The organism is Kitasatospora sp. NPDC002543 (assembly GCF_053594915.1).
This window is the reverse complement of record NZ_JBSFWR010000028.1, coordinates 78,166-84,944: the sequence shown is the minus strand read 5'-3', so window position 1 is coordinate 84,944 and position 6,779 is coordinate 78,166. Positions and strand designations below refer to the sequence as shown.

At 73.9% G+C, this 6,779-nt stretch carries 3 protein-coding genes; 1 reads left to right on the top strand and 2 read right to left on the bottom strand.

From position 1 onward, the window contains the following. Nucleotides 1–207: 207 nt before the first annotated feature. Together ACWD4P_RS15085 and ACWD4P_RS15080 are read right to left on the bottom strand one after the other, a co-directional pair. Entirely contained in the window at nucleotides 208–3,063 is a 2,856-nt protein-coding gene (locus ACWD4P_RS15085; RefSeq protein WP_449779889.1) for a DEAD/DEAH box helicase, read from the bottom strand. Between the two features lie 262 nt (nucleotides 3,064–3,325). Further along, nucleotides 3,326–4,498: an aminotransferase class V-fold PLP-dependent enzyme gene (locus tag ACWD4P_RS15080; protein ID WP_449779885.1), complete on the bottom strand. Its 1,173-nt coding sequence runs from the start codon at nucleotides 4,496–4,498 to the stop codon at nucleotides 3,326–3,328. A 125-nt stretch (nucleotides 4,499–4,623) separates the two neighbouring features. On the opposite strand from ACWD4P_RS15080, the gene ACWD4P_RS15075 reads away from it, so the two are divergent. Beyond that, nucleotides 4,624–6,690, top strand: a complete 2,067-nt coding sequence (locus ACWD4P_RS15075) for a prolyl oligopeptidase family serine peptidase (protein WP_449779884.1) — start codon at nucleotides 4,624–4,626, stop codon at nucleotides 6,688–6,690. Nucleotides 6,691–6,779 lie beyond the last annotated feature (89 nt).

Genomic DNA, 6,779 nt, shown 5'->3' with positions numbered 1-6,779 from the left:
CCACTCCTACGCCTTCGACTTCTCCGTCTGGGAGCTGTGGGGCGCGCTGCTGCACCGCCAAGGCCGTAGGCCTGGCGGCATCCCACCAAATGATCCTTGGGGAGCCGCCGGGGCCGTGGGGCAGCGGCTTTTCGTTCCCTTCGTCCGTGGAAAAGCAGAGGGCCCGCGCGCTCGGGGAGCGGGCGGGCCCCTGGGGGTGGGAGGGGGTCAGCCGACGGAGGAGTAGGCGATGATGCCGCGGCGGAGGCCGTCGATGGCCTTGCGGGCGGTCTTGCGGAGTTCGGCGTCCTCGCCGGCGGCGTCCTGGATCTGGCCGAGGACGTCGATCAGCTGCTTCGTCCAGCGGACGAAGTCGCCGGCCGGCATGTCGGCGTCGCGCAGGACCTGGTCGAGGTTGTGGCCGAGCGCCCAGCGGTAGGCGATCCAGGCGAAGCCCAGGTCGGGTTCGCGCTGGCCGACGCCTTCCGCGGTGTTGATCCGGTGCTGCTCCTCCAGGGCGTCGAGGTGGCCCCAGATCCGGACCATCTTGCCGAGCGCCTCCTTGGCCGCGCCTTCCGGCACGCGGGGGGCTCCGGCGTCGTCGGACTGGCGGGCCTCGTACACCAGCGCCGAGGCGCAGGCGGCGAGTTCGGCGGCGGCCAGGCCGCTCCAGACGCCTTCGCGGATGCACTCGGAGGCGAGCAGGTCGAGTTCGCCGTAGAGCCGGCCGAGCCGCTTGCCGTCGTCGGTGACGGTGTCCCCGCTGAGGTAGCCGAGGTCGGTGAGCAGCCCGCAGACCCGGTCGAAGGTGCGGGCGATGGTGTGGGTGCGGGAGCGCATCCGGCGTTCCAGCAGCTCGGTGTCGCGGTGCAGCCGGTGGTAGCGCTCGGCCCAGCGGGCGTGGTCCTCGCGGTCGGAGCAGCCGTGGCAGGGGTGCTGGCGCAGTTCGGCGCGCAGCCGGGTGATCTCCGGGTCGTCGGCGGCGGCGGCCCGGCCGCGGCGGAACCGTTCGGGTTCCAGGTGGCCGGCCTTGGTGCGCAGGGCGGAGGCGAGGTCGCGACGGGACTGCGGGCTGCGCGGGTTGAAGGACTTGGGGATGCGGACGCGTTCGATGGCGACGACCGGGTGCGGGAAGTCGATCATGGCGAGCCGCTTGACCTGCCGCTCGGCGGTGAGCACCACCGGGCGCGGGCCGTCCTGGAAGTCGGGGTGGCGCGGGCCGCCCCGGCCGGAGCGGTTGACCGGCGGCAGGCCCGGGTCGAGGACCAGGGCGAGGCCGGCGAACTTGCCGGTGGGCACGTGGATGACGTCGCCCGGCTTGAGCTGTTCGACGGACTCGACGGCGGCCGCGCGGCGCTGGCTGCTGCCCTCGCGGGCGAGTTCGTTCTCGCGATCCTTGAGCCGGCGGCGCAGCTCCATGTACTCGTCGAAGTCCCCGAGGTGGCAGGTCATCGACTCGCGGTAGCCCTCCAGCCCCTCCTCGTTGCGCTGCACCTGGCGGGCGATGCCGACCACCGAGCGGTCCGCCTGGAACTGGGCGAAGGAGGTCTCCAGCAGTTCGCGCGAGCGGTGCCGGCCGAACTGGGAGACGAGGTTGACGGCCATGTTGTACGAGGGCCGGAACGAGGACTTCAGCGGATAGGTGCGGGTGCCGGCCAGGCCGGCCAGCGCCTCCGGGTCGAGGCCGCGCTGCCAGAGCACCACGGCGTGGCCCTCGACGTCGATGCCCCGGCGGCCGGCCCGGCCGGTGAGCTGGGTGTACTCGCCGGGGGTGATGTCGGCGTGGGTCTCGCCGTTCCACTTGACGAGCTTCTCCATGACCACCGAGCGGGCGGGCATGTTGATGCCGAGCGCCAGGGTCTCGGTCGCGAAGACGGCCTTGACCAGGCCCTTCACGAAGAGCTCCTCAACCACTTCCTTGAACCGGGGCAGCATCCCGGCGTGGTGGGCGGCGATGCCGCGTTCGAGCCCGTCCAGCCACTCGAAGTAGCCGAGGACGTGCAGGTCCTCGTCGGGGATGTCGGCGCAGCGCTCCTCGACGATCGCCCGGACCTGGGCGCGGTCGGAGTCCTTGTTGAGCCGCAGCCCGGAGCTGAGGCACTGCTGGACGGCGGCCTCGCAGCCGGCCCGGCTGAAGATGAAGGTGATCGCGGGCAGCAGGCCCTCGGCGTCGAGCCGGTCGATGACGTCCACCCGGCCCGGTGTCCAGACCCGGCCGGGGCGGCCGTTGGGCATCGAGCGGCCCCGGCCGCGGCCGAAGCGGTCGCGCGGGTTGCGGTCGAGTTCGGAGCGGGCGAGCCGGACCAGTTCGGGGTTGACGGCCTTGCCGGGGTTCTTCAGGTTGTTCTTGGGGCGGCCGTCGCGGTCGGGGTTCGCGAACAGGTCGTACATCCGGTTGCCGGCCATGACGTGCTGCCACAGCGGCACGGGGCGGGTCTCGGAGACGATCACCTTGGTGCCGCCGCGGACGGTGTCCAGCCAGTCGCCGAACTCCTCGGCGTTGGAGACGGTCGCGGAGAGCGAGACGAGGGTGACCGACTCGGGGAGGTGGATGATGACCTCCTCCCAGACGGCGCCGCGGAGGCGGTCGGCGAGGTAGTGCACCTCGTCCATCACGACGTAGCCGAGGCCGTCGAGGGTGCTGGAGCCCGCGTACAGCATGTTGCGCAGCACCTCGGTGGTCATGACCACCACGGGCGCGTCGCCGTTGACGGTGTTGTCCCCGGTGAGCAGGCCGACTTTGGCGGCACCGTAGCGCTTGACCAGGTCCCCGTACTTCTGGTTGGAGAGCGCCTTGATCGGCGTGGTGTAGAAGCACTTGCGGCCCGCGGCGAGGGCCAGGTGCACGGCGAACTCGCCGACGATGGTCTTCCCGGAGCCGGTGGGGGCGGCGACGAGGACCCCGGATCCGGATTCCAGCGTCTCGCAGGCCTCCAGCTGGAAGTCGTCCAGCGGGAAGTCGTACAGCTGCTGGAAGCCGTACAGGGCGGTGGCCTGCTCCTTGGCCCGGCGACGGCTGGCCGCGTACGCCTCGGCGGGGCTGAGCTCCTGGTCGTCCTGGGGCTCTGGATCGGGGGTGTTCATCGCCGTCCGGGTGTGGTTGGTGTGATCTCGCATCTCAGCCAGAGGTTACCCGGGTGGGCTGACATCGATAGCACCGTTTTTCCGTGCGACGGTGTGCGACCGGTGCGCGGGCGGTGTGCGACGGGAGCGCGACCGCACGTGACGGGGCCGGGCGGTCCGCGCTCGGCCCGGCGGCCCGGCACCCCGCGACCGGCCTGCGCCCCGCCACCGGCCGGACCGACCCGGACCGACCCGGCACGGCACGGCACGGCCTGGACGCGCCCTACCCCTTCAGCAGCTCCGCCAGACCGTCCGCCAGCCGCTCGTACTCCTGCGGCCGGTTGTACAGCTGGGCGCTGACCCGCAGCACCCCGCCGCCCTCCCAGGGGCGGACGGCGATCCGGGTGCCGAAGCGGTGCCACACCTCGGCCATCAGCGCCTTCACCTGCGGTTCGGTCTCGCCGTGCCCGGCCGGCAGCCGGACGGTGCTCATCCACACCCCGGGGGTCGAGGGCAGCGGCGCCAGGCCGGTGCGCTCGGCCAGCACCCGGCGGCCGTACCGTGCGAGGGCGGTGTTGTGGGCGGCCACGGCGGGGTGGCCGAGGTCGCGCAGCAGTTCGAAGCCGGCCGGGGCGGCGAGCCAGGGCGTGTAGTCGCAGGTGCCGCGCCATTCGACGTTGCCGGGGAAGCCCTTGTCGTGCTCCCAGGACAGCGCCAGCGGGCGCACCCGGCCGGTCCACTCGGGGCGGACGGCGAGCACTCCGGTGGCGCGCGGGGCGAAGGCCCACTTGTGCAGGTTGCCGAACCAGAAGTCGGCGCCGGGGTCGATCGGGGCGGGCAGCATGCCGGGTGCGTGGGCGCCGTCCACGACGGTGGTCACGCCGCGGGCGCGGAGGTCGGCGAGCAGGGCGGGGCCGGCCACCAGGCGGGCGGTGGGCGAGGTGACCTGGTCGAGCACGGCCACGGTGGTGCGGTCGTCCACGGCGGCGAGCACCGCCTCGCGGACGGCCCGTTCGTCGGGGGCGTCCAGCGGCACGGGGGCCACCACGACCTCGGCGCCGGTCTCGGCGGCCTTGCGGGCCGCGGCCCGGGTGACGGCGCCGTAGCCGTGGTCGGTGACCAGGATCCGGTTGCCGGGCGCGAAGGGGATGCTGTCCAGGGCGATCGCGACCGCCTCGGTGACGTTGGAGACCAGTGCGAGCCGGTCCGGGTCGGTGTCGAGTTCGGCGGCGATCCGGACCCGGGCGGCGGCGATCCGGGCCGGGAGGTCGGCGAAGAAGCCGTCCGGGTCCTGCTCGTGCTCGGTGCGCAGCCGCTCCTGGGCGCGCTGCACCGGGACGGGGACGGCGCCGAACGAGCCGTGGTTCAGGTGCGCCACGCCGGGCGACACGCTGAACAGCCCGTCGGCGGCGGGCAGCGGGACCGGGGGGTCGGTGGGCCGCAGGTCTTCGAGCACGGTTTCCTCCGCTGACTGACATCCGCTGACTGACGTCCACTGATCGCCACACCCCACACTGGTGTGTGACATTTCACATGACAGACTACTGGTCGTAGCGCGCGCCTCGCGACCACCATCGGCCCGTGACCATCACCGACGCCTTCCTCGACCTCAGCGCCCGTACCGGCCGGTTCGCCTTCGGCGCGCCGCGCGCGTACACCCTTGCCCAGGACGGTACCCGGATGCTGCTGCTCCGCTCCACCGGTCCGGAGGATCCGGTCGACCGCCTCCACCTGCTCGACACCGCCACCGGCGAGGAACGGCTGGTCGCCGACCCGGCCGCACTGCTGCCCGGCCGCACCGGCGAGCGCGACGAACTGCCCGTCGTCGAGCGCCGGCTGCGCGAGCGCACCCGGCTGGTCGCCGCCGGGATCGGCACCTACGCCGCCACCGCCGACCTCGCCGTCGCCGTCTTCACCCTGGACGGCCGACTGTTCCGCACCGACACCGCCACCGGCACCAGCGACGAACTCCCGGTCGCCGGGCCCGCCTTCGACCCCCGGCCGGACGCCACCGGGCAGCGCGTCGCCTACGTCGCCGGGGACGCCCTGTACGTCACCCCCGCCCCCGAACCGCTCTCCCCCGCCGACGGCGCCCGCTGGGGCGTCGCCGAGTTCGCCGCCGCCGAGGAGCTCGGCCGCCACCGGGGCCACTGGTGGCGCCCGGACGGCGGCGCGCTGCTGGCCGCCCGGGTGGACGAATCCGCCGTCCCCCGACGGTACTTCGCCGACCCGGCCCACCCCGACGAGGCCCCCGAGGACTTCGCCTACCCGCAGGCCGGCGGCCCCAACGCGGACGTCCAGCTCTGGGTGCTCGGCCTCGACGGCGACAGGGTCCGACTGCGCTGGGACGCCGAGGAGTTCCCGTACGTCTGCGCCGCCTCCTGGGCCTCGGCCGAGGAGCTGCTGATCACCGTCGCCGACCGGCTGCAGCAGAACGTGCTGCTGCTGAGCGCCGACCCGGCCACCGGCGCGACCGAGGAACTCTCCCGCACCACCGACGAGTTCTGGGTGGACGACCTGCCCGGCACCCCCGCCCGGCTGGCCGACGGCCGGCTGCTCACCGTCCACGACACCCCGCAGGCCCGCGGCCTCGCGCTGGACGGCAAGCCGCTGGACACCGCCGGCCTGCAGATCCGCCGGGTGGTCGGCCGGCTGCATGGCCGACTGCTCTGCGAGACCGGCGAGGGCGACCCGTTCCACCAGTACGTCCACCTGGTCGACCCGGACGGCGGCGCTCCCGAACCGCTCACCTCCGGCCCCGGCCTGCACTCCGCGCTCGCCGCCGCCGACACCCTGCTGCTCACCTCGGCCACCGCCTCGGGCGTGCGGCGGGTCGTCAGCCGCGACGGCCACGAACTGGTGCTCACCGATCTCAGCGCCGCACTGCCCCACCGGGTGGAGCCGCAGCTCGCCCGGGTCACCGAACGCGAGCTGCCCAGCGCCGTGGTGTACCCGCGCGGCCACGTCCCCGGCACCCGGCTGCCCGTCCTGCTGGACGTCTACGGCGGGCCCGGCTACCAGGCGGTGGCCGCCGAGCCGCGCCGCTGGCAGCTCAAGCAGTGGTGGGCCGACCAGGGCTTCGCGGTGGTCACCGTCGACAACGGCGGCACCCCGTTCGTCTCCCCGGACTTCACCCGCACCATCTTCCGCCGGATGTCCCGGGTGGCGCTGGACGACCAGGTCGACGCCCTGCACGCGCTCGCCGAGCGGCACCCGGACCTCGACCTCGGCCGGGTCGGCGTGCGCGGCTGGTCGTACGGCGGCTACTTCGCGGCGCTCGCCGTGCTGCGCCGCCCGGACGTCTTCCACGCCGCCTGCGCGGGCGCCCCGCCCACCGACTTCCGGCTCTACGACACCGCCTACACCGAGCGCTACCTGGGCCTGCCGCAGGACAACCCGGAGGGTTATGCCGACGACTGCCTGCTCACCGACGCGCCGGGCCTGAGCAGGCCGCTGCTGCTGATCCACGGGCTGGCCGACGACAACGTCCACCCCTCGCACACCCTGCTGCTGTCCCAGGCGCTCACCAGGGCCGGCCGCCCGCACAGCGTGCTGCCGGTTCCCGGCGCCACCCACATGACGCCGGGCGGGCTGCTGGAGCGGCTGGCCCAGGCCGAACTCGCCTTCCTGCGGGCCTCCCTGGGGTGACCCGTCGCCCCGCCCGGGCCCGTCCGCGGGCGGAGCGGTCGAGGGGCGTCGCACCTACGGGGTGCGGCGCCCCTTCCGCTTGCTCCACA